This window comes from Nocardioides sp. (genome assembly GCF_036274455.1).
Lineage (GTDB): Bacteria > Actinomycetota > Actinomycetes > Propionibacteriales > Nocardioidaceae > Nocardioides.
This window is the reverse complement of the sequence record NZ_DASUFR010000253.1, coordinates 1-15,721: the sequence shown is the minus strand read 5'-3', so window position 1 is coordinate 15,721 and position 15,721 is coordinate 1. Positions and strand designations below refer to the sequence as shown.

Genomic DNA, 15,721 nt, shown 5'->3' with positions numbered 1-15,721 from the left:
CGACCACCTCGACTCGGCGATGGACTTCGCGAACGCCGACGACGCCTCGTTCTACTTCTACGCCGACGCCGGCCAGTCGACGGCCACGGTCTCCGAGGGCGGGACGAGGCTGGACGTCGTCATCGCGATGGGCGGCGCCCTCGGCGACCTGACCGCGACCGCGACGATCAGCCGCTAGTCATCCTCGGGCCCCCGCTGGTTGAGGAACCACCGGTGGCCGAACGGGTCCCGGAACACCGCCACCCGCCCCGCCGGTGGGCTGTCCTCGGGGCCGCGGTCGAGGGTGACGCCGTGGGCCTGGACACGTGCCGCGACCGCGTCGCAGTCGTCGACGGTGAGGTGCAGGGTGACCGGTGCTCCGCGCGCCGGGTCGGGCGCCTCCACGTGGAGCTCGGGGTGCTCGTCGGACATCATCCAGCGCGCGCCGCCGACCGCCAGCTCGCAGTGGCCGACCCGGCCGTCGGGCATGACGATCGGCTCGTGGACGACCTCGGCGTCGAGCGCGGCGGCGTACCACTCGATCGCGGCACGGCTGTCGAGGACACAGATGTACGGCGTGAGCTCGCTCATCTGCTCGACGCTACGTCCTGAGGTGGCGCCCGGGCAGGGTGTGCCCGAAGGGTTTGCGCCGGCCACCACGACCGGAGAGGTTGTGATGGTGAGGTTCTCGGTGAACATCCCCTGCTTCGGAGATTTCGCAGACCCGCGCGCCGTCGGCGAGCTGGCCCGGACCGCCGAGGAGGCGGGGTGGGACGGGCTCTTCGTCTGGGACCACCTGGTGCACGGCTTTCACGGCGACCGGCCCTTCGGCGACCCGTGGATGCTGCTGACCGCGGCGGCGCTGTCGACCTCGGGGCTGCGGCTCGGCACGCTGGTGACTCCGGTGGCCCGGCGGCGGCCCCAGGCGCTGGCGCGGCAGGTGGCCACACTCGACTCGTTGTCGGGCGGGCGGGTCACGCTCGGGGTCGGGCTGGGTGGGCCGATCGACGACGAGTACGGACGGTTCGGCGACACCACCGACCCGGTCGAGCTGGCCGGACGGCTCGACGAGGCGCTCCCGCTGCTCGCGGCGTTCTGGTCCGGGAGGCCCGTCTCGCACGCGGGCAAGCACTACACCGTGGACGACGTCACCCTGCTGCCGCCGACGGTGCAGCAGCCGCGGGTGCCGATCTGGGTCGGCGGCTTCTGGCCGAGCCGGCCGCCGATGCGCCGGGCCGCGCGGTGGGACGGCGTGGTGCCGCTGTTCCGCGAGCACCGGCACGGCGACGTGCCCCCGGTCGAGTCGGTGCGCGAAGTGCTGTCCTACCTCGGCGACCAGCGCGGCTCGCTGGACGGCTTCGACGTGGTGCTCGGCGGGGTGACCTCGCCCGAGTCGGCCGCCGACATCGTCGGGCCACTCGCGGAGGAGGGCGCGACATGGTGGGACGAGCGGCAGCTCCAGCGTGGACCCGACATCGACAGCCTCCCGTCCGTGCTGCGCCGGGTCGAGGCCGGGCCACCACGCCTCTGAGCCACGGTCACCAGCCGGGCGGCTTGCGGTCGTGCCAGGGAGCGGCCGCCTCGACCTGGGCGCAGAGGCTGAGCAGCAGCTCCTCCTCGGCCGGCCGGGCGGCCAGCATGACGCCGACCGGGAGGCCGTCGTCGGTCCAGGCGAGGGGCAGCGACGCGGCCGGCATGCCGGTGACGTTCCAGGCGCTGGTCCACGGCGTGAACCGCTTCTGCGCCTCGAAGTCGCCGGCCGGGTCCGCGTCGTCGCGGATGGCGCCGACCTCGAGCGGCGGGACGGCCAGCGTGGGAGTGAGCACGGCGTCGTACGGCGCCAGGGTGGTCAGGGCGCCCGCGGCGAAGCGGCGCATCGCGCCGATGGCCAGGCCGAAGTCCGGGCCGCTCACCGCGCGGCCCCGGTCGGTGAGCCAGCGGGTCAGTGGGCGGAGCAGGTGCTCCTGCTCGGGCGGGACCAGCGACATCGCGGTCAGCACCGACCAGCTCGTCTCGAAGACGGGGACCGCCTCCCGCGGCAGCGGCACGGCGATGTCCACCACCTCGTGGCCGAGCGACTCCAGCAGCCGCGAAGCGTCCACAACCGCGTCCCGGCAGGCCTTGTCCACAGCCACGTCGGCGATCACTGGATCGGTGAACCGCGCGATCCGAAGATGGCCCGGGTCGCGGTCGCACGCCGCGAGGAACGTCCCGACAGGAGGTGGTGCCCAGGACGGATCCCCCACTCGACGACCGGCGAGCTCATCGAGCATCGCCGCCGCGTCGCGCACGGTCCGGGCGATCGGCCCGGCCGTCGCCAAACCCACGGGGTCGCCGTACATCGGATGACCACTGATCCGCCCGCGGGTCGGCTTGAGGCCGAACAGCCCACAGCACGAGGCCGGGATCCGGATGGAGCCGCCACCGTCCGAGCCCTGGGCCACGGGGACCAGGCCCGCTGCCACCGCCGCGGCTGCGCCGCCCGAGGAGCCGCCGGCCATCCGGGTCCGGTCCCAGGGTGTGACCGAGGGCGGCCTGCCCTCCGGCTCGGTGTAGCACGGCGAGCCGAACTCCGGCGTGGCCGTCTTGCCGAGGCTCACCATGCCGGCCGCCTCGAGTGACAAGGTGACGCCGTCGGACACGTCCGGCACGAAGTCGGCGAACACCGGCGAGCCGAACGTGGTGCGGATGCCCGCGGTCAGGTTGAGGTCCTTGATCGCGGTGGGCACGCCGTAGAGCGGCGAGCCGGCTCCGCGCTCCAGCGTCTCGAGCTGCTCCGCCCGCGCGAGCGACAGCTCGTCGGTGAGCGTGACGAACGCGCCCACCGTGGTCGCCGGGTCGTCGTCGATGCGGTGGGCGCGCTCGAGGTAGTGCCGGGTCAGCTCGACCGGTGAAACTTCGCGGCGCCGGACGAGCTCCCCCTGCTCGAGGGCGGTCAGGTCGTGCAGCTCGGTCACCTGCCGAAACTTAGCCGGGCGCATAGGCCCTGCCCTCGGGCAGGGCTGGCAATGGAGGTGCGCAATGGAGGTGGTGGTGGCGGGTGGGCTCGGGGAGGGGGAAGGAGAGGACCGCCCCCGGGCCGGGACCACTCAGGCCGCGGCGGTCTCCTTCTGGAAGCCCACCAGCCGGGCCACTGCGTCGTGCAGCTTGGCGAGCACCGCGGGGTCGGTCAGCACGTCGACATCGATCGAGGACTGCGAGACGGTCACGTCCTCGACGACGACCGCGCCGGCGATCGTGGCCGAGCGGGCGGCGTCGGCGTGCGACCACTTGCCGCCGTACTGCGTCGGCGTGGTGCCCAGGACGCCGAACGGCTTCCCGGACAGGGCGCTGACCCCGTAGGGCCGGCTGAGCCAGTCGATCGCGTTGTTGAGGACCGCCGGCATGGTGCCGTTGTACTCGGGGGTGACGGCCAGGACACGGTCGGCGCTGCCCACCCGCTCCCGGAGGGCCACGGCCTGCGCCGGAGCGGCGTCCGGGGTGTCGATGTCCTCGTTGTAGAACGGCAGCTCGGCGAGGCCGTCGACGAGGTCGAGGGTCACGCCGGCGGGTGCCTGGTCGCGCAGCAGCTCGGCGAGCTTCCGGTTGACGGAGTCGGCGCGCAGGCTGCCGACGAGGACGGCGACACGGGTATCGGACATGGATGCTCCCAGGAGACGGAGGTGGATGAGTCGCGAGTGAAAACGGACCGTGGTCCGTTTTTATTCCACGAGCGACATCCTCAAAAGTGGTCTGGACCAGGACGGCTGCGTCCCTACAGTTGCCTGCACCGATGACGGACCTGACGACCAGACGCCCAGACCGACCGGACGACCCGATGACCGAGCGCCCGCTGCTCCCGCTGCTCGAGGACGCCACCCCCGAGCGGCGCGACGCTGCCCGCAACCGCGAGGCGCTGCTGGTCGCCGCGCAGGCGCTCATCGACAGCTGCGGCATCGACGGGCTGACGATGGACGCCGTCGCCGCCAAGGCCGGGGTCGGCAAGGGCACCGTCTTCCGCCGGTTCGGCTCCCGCGAGGGGCTGATGGCGGCCGTGCTCGACTTCTCCGAGACCGAGTGGCAGGCCGCGGTGATCTCTGGGCCCCCGCCCCTGGGGCCTGGCGCCCCTGCGATGGAGCGGTTGCTGGCCTTCGGGCGCTCGCGGCTGGAGCGCAACCTCATGCTCGCCGACCTCATCCGGGCGGCGGGCTGGTCTGGACCCCGGGGCTTCGCGGTGTACTCCTTCGTGGCCATGCACACCCGCTACCTGATGAGCGAGCTGCACGTCACCGGGGACATCGCGGTGCTGGCCACCGCGCTCCTCGCGCCGCTGGAGGTGCCGGTCCTCGACCAGCAGGTGCGCATCGAGGGCATGGAGATCGACCGCATCATGGAGGGCTGGGAGGACCTCGCCCACCGCATCACCCAGCGCTGAGCCGCCGAGCCGCCGCAACGATGGCGGGTCAGACGCCGTGCCGGCGCAGGCCGTAGGTCAGCCCGTCCACCAGCGCCCCCCAGGAGGCCTCGATCACGTTGTGGCCGACACCGACGGTGACCCACGACGACTCGCCGTCGGAGGTCTCGATCAGCACCCGCGTGATCGCGTCGGTGCCGTGGCCCTGGTCGAGGATGCGGACCTTGTAGTCGATCAGCTCGAACTTCACCACCTCGGGGAACGCCTGCCCGATCGCAGTGCGCAGCGCCTGGTCGAGCGCGTTGACCGGGCCGTTGCCCTCGGCGGTGACCACGTGGCGCTCGCCCTGCGCCCTGAGCTTCACGGTGGCTTCGGAGACGGCCTCGTCGGTCGCCGCCCGGTTGCTGAGCGTCTCGGTGATCACCCGCCACGACTCGACCTCGAAGTACGCCGGCCGCCGGCCGGACACCATCTGGTCGAGCAGCAGCTCGAAGGAGGCGTCCGCGGCCTCGAAGGTGTACCCCGTCGCCTCGAGCTCCTTGACCCGGTCGGTCACGCGGGCGAGCAGCTCCTTGTCCGAGCCGAGGTCGAAGCCGAGCTCGCGACCCTTGAGCTCGATCGAGGCCCGGCCGGCCATGTCGGAGACCAGGAGCCGCATGTCGTTGCCGACGTGCACCGGGTCGGTGTGCTGGTAGAGGTCGGGGTCGACCTTGATCGCGCTGGCGTGCAGCCCGGCCTTGTGGGCGAACGCCGAGACACCGACGTAGGGCTGCCGCGACGCCGGCGGCACGTTGGTGACCTCGGCGATCGCGTGCGCGATCCGGGTCGACTCCTTGAGCAGCCCGGGCGGCAGCACGGAGCGGTCCAGCTTCAGCTCGAGGTTGGCGACGACGGAGACGAGGTCGGCGTTGCCGGTGCGCTCGCCGTAGCCGTTGATGCAGCCCTGGACGTGGCTGGCCCCGGCCTCGATGGCGGCCAGCGAGTTGGCGACGGCGCAGCCGCTGTCGTTGTGGGCGTGGATGCCCACGCGGCCGCCGGTGGTGTCGATGACGTCATGGACCACGTCGGAGACCCAGTCGGGGAGCATGCCGCCGTTGGTGTCGCAGAGGGCGATCACCTCGGCACCGGCGTCGTACGCCGTCCGCAACACCTCAAGCGCGTAGTCGCGGTTGGCGCGGTAGCCGTCGAAGAAGTGCTCGGCGTCGAGGAAGACCTGCTGCCCCTCGGCGCGCAGGTGCGCGACGGTGTCGCGGACCATGGCGAGGTTCTCCTCGAGCGTGGTCCGCAGCGCGAGGTCGACGTGCCGGTCGTGCGACTTGGCCACGAGCGTCACCACCGAGGCGCCACTGTCCCGGAGGGCGGCCACCTGCGGGTCGTCGGCCGCGGCGACGCCGGCCCGGCGGGTGGAGCCGAAGGCGGCGAGCTTGGCGTGCTCGAGGTCGAGCTCGCCGGCGGCGCGGCGGAAGAACTCGGTGTCCTTCGGGTTCGCCCCGGGCCACCCGCCCTCGATGTAGCCCACGCCGAGCCCGTCGAGCTGCCGTGCGATGGTCAGCTTGTCGGCGACCGAGAGGTTGAGCCCCTCCTGCTGCGCGCCGTCGCGCAGGGTGGTGTCGTAGACGTGGAAGGCGCCGTGCAGGTCCATCGGAAATCTCTCGGGTCGGGACATGAAAAAACCTCTCGGAGTACGAGAGGTTGCGCGTCGAGGTCGTCGACGCGCTAGGAAATGATGATCACGCAAGCGTTCATTGCGGCCAGTGTGGCACGACGGGCGGTCAGTGTCCGGTGGTCGGTCCGCTCAGTGGACGGTCGTTGCCGGGCGTCCAGGAGGAGCCGCGCGCCTCGGCCAGGCCGCCGAGCCCGGTGGCGAGCACGAGCAGGACGAAGGACACCGCCAGCCAGGGCTTCCACCGGCGGCAGATGGGGTTCACCAGGTGGGCCAGGGGTGAGCGCACCCGCGACCCACCCGGCCCGGTGTACGCCGCGCCCGCGAAGACCGCGCCGCACACGAACAGGGTGAGCGTCTCGCCGGCGACGAACGCGTAGCAGAGCAACGCGGCCGCCAGCGCGATGCCGGCGCTCCAGAGCACGAGCATCGTGGTGCCGGCGAGCGACCGGAGCAGCTCCCAGGGCGCCCGGACGAGGAGGAGCACGCCGTCGTACCACTTCGGCCCGCGCACCCGGCGCCGCTCGGCGGCGGCAGTGGCCGCCAGTGAGCCGCTGCGCAGGAGCCAGACCAGCAGCACCAGCGTGAGCGAGCCGAACCACGGGAGGACCGCGACCAGCCCTCCGCAGAGCAGCCCGGCGACCACGAGCAGGGTGGCCCGCCGGGCCCGTTCGGCGAACGGCGGCCGGCCCTGCACGACGGGCGCCGGCGCCCCGGGAGGGGCCGGGCGTGCCCCGGGTGGCCGCTCCACCACCGTCTGGTGCTCGGTGAGCATCCTGGTGCCGTCCGGCCCGGGCGCTGCGCCGGACAGCAGGTCCGTCGAGGTCGCGTCGGCCGAGGTGGCTGCGACCGCGTAGGGCATCGTCAGCTTCTCCGGTGCCGGCTTCTCCGGGGCCGGCGGCGCCTGTCGCGGCTGGGGCGCGACCTGCGGCCGGAGCCAGCCGAGGATCGCATCGAGGCCGGGGCGCCGCTCGGGCTCGGGGTCGAGGCAGCCGGCGAGCAGGCGGCGCAGTGGGTCGGGGATCCCGGAGAGGTCGTGCTCGCCGCGGCGGACGCGGTCCATGATCGCCATCGACGGGCCCCGGCCGAACGGCGGGCGGGCCGTCGCGGCGAAGGCCACGGTGGCGGCCCACGAGTGGACGTCGGACGCGGTCGTCGCGTCGTCGCCGTAGAGGATCTCGGGCGCGAGGTAGCCGGGCGTGCCCAGCAGCCAGCCGGTGTGGGTGAGCTTCGGGTCGTCGGCGACCCGAGCCAGGCCGAAGTCGATGAGGATCGGCGTCCGGCCCTCCATCAGCACGTTCGAGGGCTTCACGTCGCGGTGCAGCACCCCGACCGCGTGCACCGACGAGACGCCCTCGGCCAGGCAGGCGGCGAACCAGGTCAGGTCCTTGCCCCGGATCGGGCCCTCCTCGTGCACGTAGTCGTGCAGCGAGAGGCCGGGGACGTAGCGGGTCGCGACGTACGGCACCGGCGCCCACGGGTCCGCGTCCACGATCTCGGCGACCCACTTGCTCCTGATGCGACGCAGCGAGCCGACCTCGCGCTCGAGGCGACGCCGGGCCTCGTCGTCGCCGATCACCTGGGGCCGGAGCACCTTGAGCGCCACGCGGGGGCCGTCGCCCCGGCGGGCCAGGTGCACCACGCCCATGCCGCCCTCGCCGATCCTGGTGAGCAGCGTGTAGCCGCCGACGGTCCCCGGTGCCGCCGGTGCGGCCGGGACGGTCGGCGTGCCTCTCGCCGGGGTCCGCGGCGCGCTGGTCACGCTGATCAGACTAGATGGCCAGGTGGCGGGTTCCCGCTCTTGACGGCCGCCGTCGCTTCCGGCATCGTCATATCAATGAACTTTGATATGTGGAGCTCCCTCGGTGACGTCGACCGCAGCGTGCGCGACGACCTCAGGGACGGACGACCGGTGCGGGTGCTCGTCGTGCAGCGGGAGTACGACGCCCCGCGGCCGGAGGTGTGGGACGCGGTGACGACCGGCGAGCGGGTCTCCCGCTGGCTGGGCCCGGTCTCGGGCGACCTCGAGCTCGGCGGTCGCTTCCAGGTCGAGGGCAACGCCGGCGGCACGGTGCTGAGCTGCGTGGCGCCCGAGCGGCTCGAGGTGACCTGGGAGTACGCCGGGGACGTGAGCTGGGTGGTCCTGACGCTGGCCGAGCACGGCACCGCGACCGCACTCCGGCTCGAGCACTCGGCGGTCGTGGACCAGGAGAAGTGGGGCGAGTTCGGCCCCGGTGCAGTCGGGATCGGCTGGGAGATGGCGCTGGGCGGACTGGGCCTGCACCTCGCCGACCCGGGGTTCACCCCCGGCCAGCCCGACTTCACCCATCCCGGCTACCCCGCGTTCGTCCGGACCTCGGGCGACGCCTGGGCCGCGGCGGACGTCGCGGCCGGCACCGACCCCGCGCTGGCGGAGTCGGCCGCCGAGCGCTGCTACACGGCGTACACGGCGATCCCGGACCCGTCCACCGGCGGCTCCCCCGCTGACTGACGTGCACGCCTTCGACGTCCTCGGCGACCCGGCCCGGCGGCGCATCCTCGAGCTGCTGGCCGGCGGGGAGCGGTCGTCGGGAGAGGTCGTCGAGGTCATCTCGGAGGAGTTCGGCATCGGGCAGCCGGCCGTCTCGATGCAGCTGAAGGTGCTGCGCGAGAGCGGGTTCGCTCAGGTCCGGGCGGAGGGGCGGCGACGGCTCTACGTCATCGACTGCGCTCCCCTGGCCCAGGTCGACGCGTGGCTGGGCGGCTTCCGGCACTTCTGGGACCAGCGGCTCGATGCGCTGGAGACCGAGCTCCGTCGCGGCCGCTGAGCCGGCATTCCGGGTGCGGGACTCTGTCACTAGGTTCGTGGCATGCGCCTGACCCGCTGGAGCCACGCCTGCGTCGTCCTCGAGTCCGACGGTCGCAGGCTCGTCCTCGATCCCGGCGAGTGGAGCGAGCCGCGGGCCCTCGACGGCGCGCACGCGGTCCTGGTCACCCACGAGCACGGCGACCACGCCGACCTGACGCGGATCGAGGCCTCGGGGCTCCCGGTCTGGGCACCGCGCGGCGCCGACCTCGGCGGGCTGGAGTTCACGCCCGTCGACTCGGGCCAGGCGTTCACCGTCGAGGGGTTCGGCATCACCGCTGTGGGCGGCCTGCACGCCGAGATCGTGCCGGGGCAGGAGCTGTGCGCCAACCTCGGGTACGTCGTGGCCGCGGACGGCGAGACCGTCTACCACCCGGGCGACTCGGTGGCCGTGCCCGACGTACCCGTCACCACGCTCCTGGTCCCCATGCAGGGCAACTGGCTCAAGACCAGTGAGGCGATCGAGCTCATCCGTACGGTCCGCCCCGACCGTGCCGTCGGCATCCACGACGCGATGGTCAACGACCGGGCCCGGGTCGGGACCAACCACTGGCTGGCCACCGAGGGTGACGCCGAGTACTACTGGCTCGCGCCCGGCACGTCGCTCGGCGAGGAGCCGACCGGCATCCGGGTCGGCCAGCTCCGCCTCGTCGTCGAAGCGACGGACTTCGAGCGGGCCGCGGCGTTCTACCGGGACGCGCTCGGCCTCCCGGTCGAGCTCGACCTGGCGGGGGATGCCGGCGAGCACGTGCTGATCCTCGACGCCGGGCGGGCCACGCTGGAGCTCTCGAACCCGGAGCAGGTCGCGATGATCGACGAGGTCGAGGTGGGTCGCCGGGTGGCCCCGCGGCTCCGGGTCGCCTTCGAGGTCGACGACACCACGAGCGCCACGGACGCCCTGGTCGACGCGGGTGCCGAGCTGGTGGCACCCCCGACGAGGACGCCGTGGGACTCGCTGAACAGCCGGCTCGAGGCGCCGGAGCTCCAGATCACCCTGTTCGAGGAGCGGCGCCCCGGTTGACCGTGACCATGCCGCACATCGAGTGGGGCTCGTCGCCGGCGTAGGCCACCGACAGCGCGCCGGTCGAGTCGGTCCCGATCTCGACGTGCCGGTCCTGCAGCGGGGAGTCCGCGGGGATGGTGAGCACCCAGTCACTGCCCTGCTGGGTCAGCGTCGCGGGCTCGCCGCCGAGGCCGCACGGGTCGTCACCGCCGCCGGGCTGGGCCGCCTGCGGCCCGGACTCGGTGTGGCCGGGGCCGGTGCCGCCCTGGATCTCGACGTGGCCCTGGTCGCCGCCCGCGGCGTCCGCACCCGGAGGCGGCAGCTGGTCCTCGGGGAGCGGCTTGCCGTCGGGACCGATCCCCGTCGTGGGCCCGAAGCCGTCGGCGTCGTAGCTGACGTCGGCGTCGATGCCCTTGGCGCGCAGCGCCTTCTCCAGGCCGCCGGCGTCGTCGAGCCGGTGCACGGTGACGATGACGTCGCCGCCGCTGGTCTTCTCGACCGCGAACGCCGGCGAGCCGCCGGACGAGCCGAGGCCGAAGACCGCGACGACCGACGCGGCGACACCGGTGGCAGCGACCGCGGCCAGGCGGAGCGGGCGCCTCGGGCGGCGTACTGCTGGCACGACGGCGGGAGCCGGGTGCTCCGCGACCTCGCGCCGCAGCTCGGCGAGGAGCGTGGTCTCGAAGGTGTCGAGCTGGGTGCTGGCGTTCATTGACGAACCTCCACGGGAAGCGCACGGTCGGGGGTCTCCCCCATCTCGTGCAGGCGAGCGGTGACCCGGGCCCGGCTGCGGTGCAGCCGGACCCGCGCGGTGGCCGGCTTCACCCCCAGCACGCGGGCCGCGTCGGCGATCGAGAGGCCGTCGAGGGAGACCAGCTCCAGCAGGGCGCGGTCCTCCTCGGGAAGCGCGGCGATCGCCCGGTGGAGCCGGCGCGACTCGCGCTCGGCGTCGAGGCGCTCCTCGATGCGGGCCAGGGCGGCGCCGTCGAGCAGTCGGCGACCCTCGATGCGGCGTACGGCGAGGAGCTCGCGCGTCCGGCGCCGGGCCTCCGCGGCGATCGCGTTGCGGCCCACGCCGTAGAGCCACGCGACCACCGGGCCCCTGCGGCTGTCGTAGGTCGCCGCCCCGTCGACGGCCGCCAGGAAGACGTCGGCAGTCAGGTCCGCGGCCAGGTGCGGGTCGGAGACCCGGCGGGCGACGAAGCGCTGCACCGCCTCGACGTGGTCACGGTAGAAGGCCTCCAGCGCGTCCGGCTCGCGACCGATCCGGTCGAGGGGGTCGTAATCGGCTCTCACAACCGTTATTGGCCCGCCGTGACCGGGGCGTTACACCTCAGACGACCCTGCGCATCCAGCCGAAGGTGTCCTCGGCCCGGCCGAACTGGATGTCGACCAGGGCCTTGCGGATCGCGAAGGTCAGGTCGGTCGAGGCCGGCGCGGGCGCGGAGCCGCCACGCCACTTGAGCTCGCCGACCGGGGTGACCACGGCTGCGGTGCCGCACGCGAAGATCTCGGTGATCTCGCCGCTCGTCACGCCCTCGCGCCACTCGTCGATCGAGAACCGGCGCTCCTCGACCTGGTGGCCCATCTTCCCGGCCAGCTCGATGATCGAGGCCCGGGTGATGCCCTCGAGGATCGTCCCGAGCGCCGGGGTGACGATCCGGCCGTCCTTGAAGACGAAGTACATGTTCATGCCGCCGAGCTCCTCGACGTACGTCCCGTGCTCGCCGTCGAGGAAGACCACCTGGTCGCAGCCCTGCTCGGTGGCCTCCTGCTGCGGGAGCAGCGAGCTGGCGTAGTTGCCGCCCGTCTTGGCCGCGCCCATGCCGCCCCGGCCCGCGCGGGTCCACTCATCGGAGAGCCACAGGCTCACCGGCCTGATCCCGCCCTTGAAGTAGGAGCCCGCCGGGCTCGCGATCACCATGAACGTCACGTGCTGGGCCGGCCGGACGCCGAGGAACGCCTCCGAGGCGAACATGAACGGCCGGATGTAGAGGCTCTTCTCCCCCTCCGACTGCTCGCTGTTCTGGGGCACCCAGCGCTGGTCGACGGTGACCAGCGCCTCCACCGCCTGGAGGAAGTCCTCCACCTCGAGCTTCGGCAGCGCCAGCCGGTGGCTCGAGCGCACCATCCGCGCGGCGTTCTCCTCGGGCCGGAACGCCCAGATCGAGCCGTCGGCGTGCCGGTAGGCCTTCATGCCCTCGAAGATCTCCTGCGCGTAGTGCAGGACCGCCGTGGCCGGGTCGAGCGTGAGCGGGCCGTACGGCGTGATCCGGGCGTCGTGCCAGCCCTCGACCGGTGTCCACTCGACGGTGAACATGTGGTCGGTGAAGTATGTCCCGAACCCGGGGTTGGCCAGGATCTCGGCCAGCCGGGCCTCGTCGACCGCGTGGTCGGAGCGGGCGGTGCTGATCTCCATGGACATCAAAGTAGTCGCTTTCACCTGGGTTCAGTAGGACTGGGTCGGCCCCTGGTCAGCAGGCCGACGGCCGCGACGACCAGGGCGGCCGCGCCGGCCACGGCGGCCACGTGCAGGCCGTGGACGAAGGCTTCCCGGCCCACCGCCGCCACCTGCTCCGCCAGGCCGGCGGGCATCCCTGCGGCGGTGGACAGGGCACCGGGCAGCGAGCCCGCGGCCGGGGTGTGCACCGCCTCGGCCGGCAGGTGCGCGCCCGCGAAGGCGCGGTAGGCAGCGGTGCCGATGCTGCCCAGGAGCGCGATGCCCAACGCTCCGCCGAGCTCGGTGCCGGCCTCGGACACCGCCGCGCCAGAGGCTGCCTGGTCGGTCTTCACCGCGGCCAGCACCAGCTCGGAGCCGATGGTCATGGCGGCGACCAGCCCGCAGGCCAGGATGCCGGCCCCGACGAGGACAAGGAGCAGGGAGTCGGTCCCGGCCCGGGTCAGGACCCCGAACCCACCGGCCGCGGCCAGCAGACCGCCGGCGGCGACGCGCGAGGGACCGAACCTGTCCGCGAGGCCGGAGGCGAACGGCGCGGAGAGACCGACGCCCAGGGTCGGCACGAGGCTCCACAGCGCGGCACGCAGCGGGCTGTAGCCGAGCACGAGCTGCAGGTAGGCGGTCATGAAGACGGCGTTGCCGACGAGCGCGAAGGTGCTGATCGCGTTGGTGCCGACCGCGGTCGCGAAGACGCGGTTGCGCAGCAGGTCGGCGTCGATCATCGCGTGCGGGTGGCGCAGCTGGCGGCGCAGGAACACCATGCCCAGCGACAGCCCGACCAGGATGCAGCCGACGTACTCCGGCTCCACGCCGTGCGCCGCCCACTCCTTGATGCCGTAGATGGTGGGCAGCACCGCGGCCAGGGACAGCGCGGAGCTGGGCACGTCGAACGGCACGCCCTTCCGGACCTCCCCCCTGGGGAGCAGGACGGGACCCAGGACGAGCAGCAGGGCCATCGCAGGGATGTTCACCAGGAACACCGAGCCCCACCAGAAGTGCGCCAGCAGCACGCCGCTCAGGACCGGCCCGAGCCCGACACCGGCGGTCATCACACCGGTCCAGATCCCCACGGCCTGGCCGCGCTGCTTCTCGTCGTGGAACAGGGTGCGGATCATCGACATGGTCGACGGCATGAGGGTGGCGCCGGCGATGCCGAGCAGCGCCCGGGCGGCGATCAGCTCGCCGGCCGACTGGGCGTACGCCGCCATGAGCGAGGTCGCCGAGAACGCGACCGCACCGACCAGCAGCAGCCGGCGGGCGCCGACCCGGTCGGCGACCGCTCCCATGGTGACCAGGAGCCCGGCGAGCACGAACCCGTAGACGTCGAAGATCCACAGCTGCTGGGTCGGGGTCGCGTGCAGGTCGCGAGCGATCTCCGGCACCGCGAAGTAGAGGATCGACACGTCCATCGACACCAGGAGAAGCGGCAGGGCCAGCACCGCGAGCGCGATCCACTCCCTGCGCCCGGCTCGTTCCTGGGCCGCCTCGCGGATCGAGGGCACCAGAGTCATCGTCGTCTCCTTCTGCGTAAACCATAAACTGTTTTGGCTCTACGCAGATCATGCATCTAACTGTGTAGGATGTAAATAGTTTTTGCTCGACGCAATTTCGAGGAGCTCTTATGACCGCCGCTCTCCCCCGCGCCATCGCCGCTCTGTGGGGCATCGAGGAGAGCGGGCGCCGCGGCCCCAAGCGGACGCTCTCGGTCGTGGGGATCGGCGAGGCCGCCGTCCGGATCGCCGACGCCGAAGGACTGTCCGCGGTCTCGATGTCGTCGGTGGCCCGCGAGCTCGGCACCACCGCGATGGCGCTCTACCGCTACGTCGACTCCCGCAAGGAGCTGGAGGCGGTGATGGTGGACGTGGCGATGGCGAGGCCGCCGGAGTCCACCGCGGGGGCCTCGTGGCGCCAGCAGCTGTTCGACTGGGCGTGGGACGAGGCCAGGACGATGGCCGGGCACCCGTGGGTGCTCGAGGTCCGGCCGGGGTCACCGCCGGTGAGCCCGAACCTGGTCGCCTGGACCGACGCCGGGATGCAGATCGTGCTCCGGTCGGGGCTGGGCGAGCAGGACGCCGCCACGTCGCTGCTGCTCGTCGACGGCTACGTCCGCAGCCAGCTGATGCTGGGGCTGCAGTTCTCCGACGTCGACGCGACCCGGCACTGGGGTGACCAGCTGCGCCAGGTGGTCAACGCCGACGAGCTGCCCGGCCTCGCGCAGGTGCTCGCCTCGGGGGCGCTGGACGACGGCGACCCGCCCGGAGAGTTCCCGGGAGCCGACTTCGAGTTCGGGCTCGCGGTGCTGCTGGACGGGATCGAGGCGCTGGCGTCCCGCTGACCCTCACCCGGAGAGGCGCGACGCGATCGCGTCGCCGACCTCCGCGGTCCGACGGGCCGCGCCGGGTACTCGGTCGGCCAGGTCGGCCAGGACCGCGTTCTCGACGGCGGCGGCGGCGTCAGCGTACCCGAGGTGGTCGAGCAGCAGCGACGCGGACAGGATCGCCGCGGTGGGGTCGGCCTTCTGCTGGCCGGCGATGTCGGGCGCCGACCCGTGGACCGGCTCGAACATGCTCGGCGTGGTGCGGTCGGGGTTCACGTTGCCGGACGCCGCCAGGCCGATGCCGCCGGTGATGGCGGCGGCCAGGTCGGTGATGATGTCGCCGAAGAGGTTGTCGGTGACGATCACGTCGAAGCGCGACGGGTCGGTGGTCAGGAAGATCATCGCCGCGTCGACGTGGATGTAGTCCACCGCGACGTCCGGGAACTCCGGCGCCACGGCCTGCACCAGCCGCCACCAGAGCGAGCCGGCGTTGACCAGCACGTTGGTCTTGTGGACCAGGGTCAGCGTGCGGCGCGGCCGGCGCTGGGCGCGCGTGAACGCGTCGCGGACGACCCGCTCCACGCCGTAGGCCGTGTTGACCGAGACCTCGGTGGCGATCTCGTGCGGGGTGCCGACCCGGAGCGCACCGCCATTGCCCGTGTAGGGGCCCTCGGTGCCCTCGCGGACGACGACGAAGTCGACGTCCCCGGGGTCGGACAGCGGCGAGGTCACGCCGGGGAAGATCCGGGACGGTCGCAGGTTGACGTAGTGGTCGAGCTCGAACCTGAGCCGGAGCAGCAGCCCGCGCTCGAGGATGCCGGGCGGCAGGTTCGGGTCGTTCGGCTGGCCGCCGACCGCACCGAGCAGGATGGCGTCGTGCTCCCGGATCTCGGTGAGCACGGAGTCGGGCAGCACCTCGCCGGTGGCGAGGTAGCGCTCGGCCCCGAGGTCGTAGCGCGTCTGCTCGAACTTCACGCCGGCCGGGGCGGCCGCGTCGAGCACCTTGAGGGCCTCGGCGGTCACCTCCGGACCGATCCCGTCGCCGCCGATGACGGCGAGCTTG

17 protein-coding genes are annotated in these 15,721 nt (G+C 72.9%); 7 read left to right on the top strand and 10 right to left on the bottom strand.

Annotated features, from left to right (window positions below; translation table 11 throughout):
* The first annotated feature begins 19 nt into the window (after window positions 1–19).
* Window positions 20–178, top strand: coding sequence for a hypothetical protein (locus VFV89_RS24660; protein WP_329708646.1), 159 nt, complete (start codon window positions 20–22; stop codon window positions 176–178).
* On the opposite strand, the gene VFV89_RS24655 is transcribed toward VFV89_RS24660, so the two are convergent.
* A complete protein-coding gene (locus VFV89_RS24655; protein ID WP_329708645.1) occupies window positions 175–570 on the bottom strand; it encodes a VOC family protein in 396 nt (131 codons plus the stop codon). The genes VFV89_RS24660 and VFV89_RS24655 overlap by 4 nt on opposite strands.
* An 88-nt stretch (window positions 571–658) precedes the next feature.
* Here VFV89_RS24655 and VFV89_RS24650 point away from each other — a divergent pair, with 88 nt between their 5' ends.
* The gene (locus tag VFV89_RS24650; RefSeq protein WP_329708644.1) at window positions 659–1,510 is read left to right on the top strand and encodes an LLM class flavin-dependent oxidoreductase; all 852 of its coding nucleotides are present in this window, start codon (window positions 659–661) and stop codon (window positions 1,508–1,510) included.
* 7 nt (window positions 1,511–1,517) lie between these two features.
* Here the strand turns inward: VFV89_RS24650 and VFV89_RS24645 are convergent, their stop codons facing one another.
* On the bottom strand, window positions 1,518–2,936 hold the full coding sequence (locus tag VFV89_RS24645; RefSeq protein WP_329708643.1) for an amidase: 1,419 nt from the start codon (window positions 2,934–2,936) through the stop codon (window positions 1,518–1,520).
* A 132-nt stretch (window positions 2,937–3,068) separates the two neighbouring features.
* Entirely contained in the window at window positions 3,069–3,620 is a 552-nt protein-coding gene (locus VFV89_RS24640; RefSeq protein ID WP_329708642.1) for an NAD(P)H-dependent oxidoreductase, read from the bottom strand.
* 176 nt (window positions 3,621–3,796) lie between these two features.
* Here VFV89_RS24640 and VFV89_RS24635 point away from each other — a divergent pair, with 176 nt between their 5' ends.
* A complete protein-coding gene (locus VFV89_RS24635) occupies window positions 3,797–4,393 on the top strand; it encodes a helix-turn-helix domain-containing protein (RefSeq protein ID WP_329708641.1) in 597 nt (198 codons plus the stop codon).
* Between the two features lie 28 nt (window positions 4,394–4,421).
* Here VFV89_RS24635 and cimA read toward each other — a convergent pair whose 3' ends face one another.
* A complete protein-coding gene (cimA, locus tag VFV89_RS24630) occupies window positions 4,422–6,038 on the bottom strand; it encodes a citramalate synthase (RefSeq protein ID WP_329708640.1) in 1,617 nt (538 codons plus the stop codon).
* Between the two features lie 106 nt (window positions 6,039–6,144).
* Entirely contained in the window at window positions 6,145–7,797 is a 1,653-nt protein-coding gene (locus VFV89_RS24625) for a serine/threonine-protein kinase (protein WP_329708639.1), read from the bottom strand.
* Window positions 7,798–7,872: 75 nt separating this feature from the next.
* Here VFV89_RS24625 and VFV89_RS24620 point away from each other — a divergent pair, with 75 nt between their 5' ends.
* From VFV89_RS24620 to VFV89_RS24610, 3 genes are read left to right on the top strand one after another with little or no spacing between them, the layout of a single operon-like run.
* A complete protein-coding gene (locus VFV89_RS24620) occupies window positions 7,873–8,526 on the top strand; it encodes an SRPBCC family protein (RefSeq protein WP_329708638.1) in 654 nt (217 codons plus the stop codon).
* A 1-nt stretch (window position 8,527) separates the two neighbouring features.
* Window positions 8,528–8,842: a metalloregulator ArsR/SmtB family transcription factor gene (locus VFV89_RS24615; RefSeq protein WP_329708637.1), complete on the top strand. Its 315-nt coding sequence runs from the start codon at window positions 8,528–8,530 to the stop codon at window positions 8,840–8,842.
* 42 nt (window positions 8,843–8,884) lie between these two features.
* Entirely contained in the window at window positions 8,885–9,901 is a 1,017-nt protein-coding gene (locus VFV89_RS24610) for an MBL fold metallo-hydrolase (protein WP_329708636.1), read from the top strand.
* Here the strand turns inward: VFV89_RS24610 and VFV89_RS24605 are convergent.
* From VFV89_RS24605 to VFV89_RS24590, 4 genes are read right to left on the bottom strand one after another with little or no spacing between them, the layout of a single operon-like run.
* Complete coding sequence (locus VFV89_RS24605; protein WP_329708635.1) at window positions 9,870–10,595, bottom strand: hypothetical protein; 726 nt, start codon at window positions 10,593–10,595, stop codon at window positions 9,870–9,872. The genes VFV89_RS24610 and VFV89_RS24605 overlap by 32 nt on opposite strands.
* Window positions 10,592–11,179, bottom strand: a complete 588-nt coding sequence (locus VFV89_RS24600; RefSeq protein WP_329708634.1) for an RNA polymerase sigma factor — start codon at window positions 11,177–11,179, stop codon at window positions 10,592–10,594. The genes VFV89_RS24605 and VFV89_RS24600 overlap by 4 nt, the downstream gene beginning before the upstream one ends.
* 37 nt (window positions 11,180–11,216) lie before the next feature.
* Window positions 11,217–12,302: a branched-chain amino acid aminotransferase gene (locus VFV89_RS24595; protein WP_329708633.1), complete on the bottom strand. Its 1,086-nt coding sequence runs from the start codon at window positions 12,300–12,302 to the stop codon at window positions 11,217–11,219.
* A gap of 20 nt (window positions 12,303–12,322) precedes the next feature.
* Window positions 12,323–13,852, bottom strand: a complete 1,530-nt coding sequence (locus tag VFV89_RS24590) for an MFS transporter (RefSeq protein ID WP_329708632.1) — start codon at window positions 13,850–13,852, stop codon at window positions 12,323–12,325.
* Window positions 13,853–13,962: 110 nt separating this feature from the next.
* Here VFV89_RS24590 and VFV89_RS24585 point away from each other — a divergent pair, with 110 nt between their 5' ends.
* Window positions 13,963–14,676 carry a TetR/AcrR family transcriptional regulator gene (locus VFV89_RS24585; protein WP_329708631.1) on the top strand — a complete coding sequence of 238 codons (714 nt, stop codon included), beginning with the start codon at window positions 13,963–13,965 and terminating at the stop codon, window positions 14,674–14,676.
* Window positions 14,677–14,679: 3 nt separating this feature from the next.
* Here the strand turns inward: VFV89_RS24585 and VFV89_RS24580 are convergent.
* On the bottom strand, window positions 14,680–15,721 hold a 1,042-nt coding region (locus VFV89_RS24580; protein ID WP_329708630.1), incomplete at its 5' end, for a 3-isopropylmalate dehydrogenase.

Excerpts from the sequence above, each read along its gene's own strand:
- VFV89_RS24660 (WP_329708646.1), top strand. The coding sequence starts at position 20 with ATGGACTTCGCGAACGCCGACGACGCCTCGTTCTACTTCTACGCCGAC.
- VFV89_RS24655 (WP_329708645.1), bottom strand. The coding sequence starts at position 570 with ATGAGCGAGCTCACGCCGTACATCTGTGTCCTCGACAGCCGTGCCGCG.
- VFV89_RS24640 (WP_329708642.1), bottom strand. The coding sequence starts at position 3,620 with ATGTCCGATACCCGTGTCGCCGTCCTCGTCGGCAGCCTGCGCGCCGAC.
- VFV89_RS24635 (WP_329708641.1), top strand. The coding sequence starts at position 3,797 with ATGACCGAGCGCCCGCTGCTCCCGCTGCTCGAGGACGCCACCCCCGAG.
- cimA (WP_329708640.1), bottom strand. The coding sequence starts at position 6,038 with ATGTCCCGACCCGAGAGATTTCCGATGGACCTGCACGGCGCCTTCCAC.
- VFV89_RS24620 (WP_329708638.1), top strand. The coding sequence starts at position 7,873 with ATGAACTTTGATATGTGGAGCTCCCTCGGTGACGTCGACCGCAGCGTG.
- VFV89_RS24610 (WP_329708636.1), top strand. The coding sequence starts at position 8,885 with ATGCGCCTGACCCGCTGGAGCCACGCCTGCGTCGTCCTCGAGTCCGAC.
- VFV89_RS24605 (WP_329708635.1), bottom strand. The coding sequence starts at position 10,595 with ATGAACGCCAGCACCCAGCTCGACACCTTCGAGACCACGCTCCTCGCC.
- VFV89_RS24595 (WP_329708633.1), bottom strand. The coding sequence starts at position 12,302 with ATGGAGATCAGCACCGCCCGCTCCGACCACGCGGTCGACGAGGCCCGG.
- VFV89_RS24590 (WP_329708632.1), bottom strand. The coding sequence starts at position 13,852 with ATGACTCTGGTGCCCTCGATCCGCGAGGCGGCCCAGGAACGAGCCGGG.
- VFV89_RS24585 (WP_329708631.1), top strand. The coding sequence starts at position 13,963 with ATGACCGCCGCTCTCCCCCGCGCCATCGCCGCTCTGTGGGGCATCGAG.